The organism is Thermoflexus sp. (genome assembly GCF_025055495.1).
GTDB lineage: Bacteria > Chloroflexota > Anaerolineae > Thermoflexales > Thermoflexaceae > Thermoflexus.
Genome location: NZ_JANWXB010000138.1, coordinates 1 through 3964 on the forward strand (window position 1 = coordinate 1; position 3964 = coordinate 3964).

The following is a 3964-nucleotide window of genomic DNA, read 5'->3' on the forward strand; positions in this document are numbered from 1 at the left end:
GAATGACCGCGGGATTCATGACCTGGGCTGAAGTGGATCTGGGTGCCATTGCGGAGAACACGCGGGGGATGAAGCGGTGGGTGGGCGATCGGGTGGAGATCATCGCCGTGGTGAAGGCCGACGCCTACGGCCACGGCGCGGTCCCGGTGGCCCGCACCGTCCTGAAGGCCGGTGCCACCCGCCTGGCGGTCCATCGCCTGGCGGAGGGAGTGGCCCTCCGTCAGGCGGGGATCGAGGCGCCGATCCTGGTGATGGCCCCCTTGCAGCCTGAGGAGGCCCCCGAGGCGGTCCGCTGGGGGCTGACCCCCACGCTCGCCACGCCGGAAGCCGCCCAGGCGCTCCACGCGGTCGCTCAGGCAACCGGCCGTCGGACGGCCGTCCACGTCGAAGTCGACACCGGGATGGGACGGGCCGGGCTTCTCCCCGAGGACGCGGTGGATTTCGCCCACGCGCTGCAGGGAATGGACGGCCTGACCCTGGAGGGCTTCTACACTCATTTCGCCACCGCAGACGAGGGGGACCCTTCTTTCGTTATGCGTCAGCTGCGCCGGTTCGAGGAGGTGATCGCCGCGCTGGAGGCCTCCGGCATCCGGATTCCGCTCCGTCACGTGGCCAACAGCGCCGCCGCGCTGCGCTTCCGCGCCGCCCATTTTGAGGCCGTGCGCCCTGGGATCGCGCTCTATGGGATGCGCCCCTCGCTCGAATGGGAGCCTCCCTTCCCCCTGCGCCCGGCCATGACCATCCGGAGCCGGGTGATCCGGGTATGGACCCTGGCCCCGGGCGAATCGGTGGGATACGGGCGGACGTTCATCGCCGATCGGGAGCGTCGCATGGCCCTGGTGCCGATCGGTTACGGCGATGGCTATCCTCGCTCCCTTTCCAATCAAGGAGCTGTCCTGATCCGGGGCCGGCGAGCCCCGGTGCGCGGCCGGGTGAGCATGGATCAGATTGTGGTGGAAGTCACTGAGATCCCCGATGCCCGGGTAGGGGATGAGGTGGTGATCCTGGGCCGGCAGGGGGAAGGGGAGATCCGTGCGGAGGAACTGGCGGCGTGGGCGGGCACGATCCATTATGAGATCACGACCCGGATCTCCCCCCGGGTTCCCCGGATCTATCGCGGGGGACCTTGAAGGGCGGCGATCCTCGTCGGGCGCACCTCCAGGGCCCCTGCACACAGATGGACGGCGGGACGCGTGAACAGGGGTAAGCGAGCGCTGCTCTCCAATGCCCGGAGGAGGAGATTAAGGAATCGGTCGAAAGCCCAGATCTTCCATGGTGTGAGGGATGATCACGCTTCATCTGCGCTTCCCAGAACAAGAGCATTCCCATCCTATCTGGCTATCGACCGGCCTGCTGGATCGTTGTGGGGCGGCCTTGCGGGAGGCCGGTCTGGAAGGCGCGGTGGCCCTGGTGAGCGATACCACGGTAGCGGCCGATCACGGCGCGCGTGCGCGACGATCCCTCGAGGAGGCCGGGTTTTCGGTCCTGGAGATCCACCTGCCGCCGGGGGAAGGGACGAAAACCCTGGACACGGCGGCGGCGCTTTATCGGCGTCTCGCTCAGGGTGGGATCGGGCGGGATGGCATCCTGGTCGGCCTGGGAGGGGGGGTGGTGCTGGACCTGGCCGGTTTTGTCGCCGCCACGTATATGCGAGGGATCGCCTTTGTCAGCATCCCCACCACCCTGCTGGCCATGGTCGACGCCTCCATCGGAGGGAAGACGGGGGTCGATCTGCCGGAAGGCAAAAACCTGGTCGGGGCTTTTTATCCTCCGCGTCTCCTGCTGATCGATCCCATGACGTTGCGCACCCTCCCGCCGGCGGAATGGCGAAACGGCATGGCGGAAGTGGTCAAAGCCGCCCTCATCGGGGATCCCGCGCTCTGGCAGCAATTCCAGCGGGATCCGGCCCGCTGGGCCGCGATGCCGGAGGGGGAGCCGCTTTTGGATTTGCTCACGCGAGCGATCGCGGTCAAGGTCCGCGTCGTGGAGCAGGATCCCCTGGAAACGCGGGGAGAGCGGGAGGTGCTGAACCTGGGCCATACGTTCGGCCACGCCTTTGAACGGGTCAGCGGCTACCGGGTTCCGCACGGGGAAGCGGTCGCCGCGGGCATGGTCGCCGCCGCCGCTCTCTCCGCCCGGCTGGGCCTGCTGGAGGATGTCGATCTTCCCCACCACCTGGAACGGGTGCTGGAAGGGATCCGTCTTCCCACTCGCTGGCGGGCCTGGCTGGCCCGGTATGGCGTGGACGCGACGCCGGAGCAGGTGATCGCCGCGATGGGAACGGACAAGAAGCGGCGCGGCGGGCGCCTGCGCTTTGTGGTGATCCAGCGGCCGGGCGCGGTGCGCGTCTATAGGGATGCATCTTATGAAGCGGTATATCAAGCCCTGGAGGAGACAGCCCACCCGTAGGGGCAACCCCCCGTGGTTGCCCCAATCGGCGGGCACATCGATCCGATGGCAGGCACAGGGGCCTTTCGTAGGGGCGGGCACAGGGGCCTACGCGCACGGGCGGGCACGGGGGCCCGCACGCAGGGGCGGGCACAGGGGCCCGCCCCTACAGAATCCACGATGCGCCATATCGGTTCGTAGGGGCGACCACAGGGGGTCGCCCTATTACGGGTAACCCTCTTTGGTTGCTCATCATCGACAACCCTCCAGTTGCCCCGACCGCCTACCGCCGCCGTCGGGTGCGGGTGTAGAAGGGGAGCAGGAGGCTCATCGCTGTCTGCAGGAGCTGGCGGCGAGCCCGCAGGGCCATCACCTTGGCCTGGCGCACCGGCTCCAGGCGGTTGAGGTCTGGAAGCGACACCGGCAGCCGCACCGGCCAGTTCTCCACCGCGATCGGCCGATCCTCCGGCCGCACGCCGTAGCGGACCACTGCCCCTGCCCAGGTCAACCCGGCCCCAAAGCTGACCAGGAGCAGATGATCCCCCTCCTGGATCCGGCCCTGGGCCATCGCTTCGGCGAAGGCGATGGGGATCGAAGCCGCCGATGTGTTCCCATAACGGTCCAGGTTCAGAAAGACCTTCTCCATGGGGAATCCCAGTTCACGGCAGGCCGCCTCGATGATCCGCTCGTTGGCCTGGTGGGGGATCATCAGATCGATCTCATCCGGCGCCAGGCCGCTACGGGCGATGGCCTCGATGGCGACCTTGCCCAGCACCCGGGTGGCGAACTTAAACACCTCCCGCCCGTTCATGCGCAGCAGGTGGCCCTTCTGACGGATGGTCTCCTCGGTGATGAGGGCGTTGCTGGAGATACCGGGAACGATGAGATGCTCTGCCCCCGATCCATCAGAGCCCAGCACGAACGAGAGGAGACCAGTGGGGAGTTCGCTGGCCTGCAGGACCATGGCCCCGGCTCCGTCACCGAACAGCACGGCGGTGTTGCGATCGGTCCAGTCGATGTTGCGGCTGATGATCTCTGCGCCGATCACCAGGACATTCCGCATCAGGCCAGCGGCGATGAAGGCGTGGGCGACGGCCATACCATACATGAAGCCAGTGCACCCGGCGCCCAGGGTGAAGGCTCCGCAGCGGGCGTGCAGTTTATGCTGAATAATCGATGAGACCGGAGGGATAATATAATCCGGAGTGGAGGTCGCCACGATAATCAAATCAAGATCCTGAGGCAGGATGCCCGCCCGGGCCATCGCCTCTCGCGCCGCGGCCACTGAGAGATCGGACATGGTCTCGCCCGACTCCGCGATCCGCCGCTCCCGGATCCCTGTTCGCGTCAGGATCCATTCCTCGGTGGTGCGCAATTGTTGAGCCAGTTCCCGGCTGCTTAACACCCGCCGGGGAACCGCTATTCCCCACCCAGCAATCCGGCTATACCATGGCATTTCGCCCTCCTTTCTGGATCTCCTCTCCCCACCGCCTTTTGGACTGGAGGGGAGAGGGATAAAGAAGATGGGGCCATCTCGCCTCGTCCGACAGACTCCGATTTGGGGGTTTTCGGGGGC

Annotated in this window: 3 protein-coding genes; 2 read left to right on the forward strand and 1 reads right to left on the reverse strand. The window is 66.8% G+C overall.

All coding sequences use genetic code 11. The features are described 5' to 3' along the window. Together alr and aroB are read left to right on the forward strand one after the other, a co-directional pair. The coding region (gene alr, locus NZM16_RS04855) for an alanine racemase (protein ID WP_295450700.1) at positions 1–1130 on the forward strand (1130 nt) is incomplete at its 5' end. A 154-nt stretch (positions 1131–1284) separates the two neighbouring features. Beyond that, positions 1285–2409: a 3-dehydroquinate synthase gene (aroB, locus tag NZM16_RS04860; RefSeq protein WP_295450701.1), complete on the forward strand. Its 1125-nt coding sequence runs from the start codon at positions 1285–1287 to the stop codon at positions 2407–2409. Positions 2410–2671: 262 nt separating this feature from the next. Here the strand turns inward: aroB and NZM16_RS04865 are convergent, their stop codons facing one another. Further along, positions 2672–3844: a beta-ketoacyl-ACP synthase III gene (locus NZM16_RS04865; protein WP_295450703.1), complete on the reverse strand. Its 1173-nt coding sequence runs from the start codon at positions 3842–3844 to the stop codon at positions 2672–2674. Positions 3845–3964 lie beyond the last annotated feature (120 nt).

Bases quoted from the DNA above. Each gene is read 5' to 3' on its own strand.
- aroB (WP_295450701.1), top strand. From the start codon at position 1,285: ATGATCACGCTTCATCTGCGCTTCCCAGAACAAGAGCATTCCCATCCT.
- NZM16_RS04865 (WP_295450703.1), bottom strand. From the start codon at position 3,844: ATGCCATGGTATAGCCGGATTGCTGGGTGGGGAATAGCGGTTCCCCGG.